This is a genomic window from Chitinophaga sp. GbtcB8 (assembly GCF_019091455.1).
Classification (GTDB): Bacteria; Bacteroidota; Bacteroidia; order Chitinophagales; family Chitinophagaceae; genus Chitinophaga.
Map to the genome: position 1 here is coordinate 1 of NZ_JAGXJN010000302.1, position 247 is coordinate 247.

Annotated in this window: 1 protein-coding gene; it reads right to left on the bottom strand. The window is 41.3% G+C overall.

Annotation, left to right across the window (positions count from 1 at the left end; genetic code table 11):
• Positions 1-32: 32 nt before the first annotated feature.
• Positions 33-247: hypothetical protein (locus KVT36_RS31935; protein WP_217607469.1), on the bottom strand; the 215-nt coding region annotated here is incomplete at its 5' end.

The following is a 247-nucleotide window of genomic DNA, read 5'->3' on the forward strand; positions in this document are numbered from 1 at the left end:
TCCAGTATTTTAGGTTTGGGTACGCTATTACCTTAGTCCTTTTGTTTTTTTATCTTCCCCTCCAACCGGTCCTGTATAACACCGCCCAATCCATCTGAGAACATATGTTTTTTTCCTTCCTTTTCCAGGCAGGGTTTTGGCCAGGACCATTTTTTCAGGTACATGCCTTTTTTTTCCCCTTCCCTCTCATCATGTTTTTGAACAGCTACCCGGTTTATGTAAACATTCAGTAATGGGTTTTCTTTCC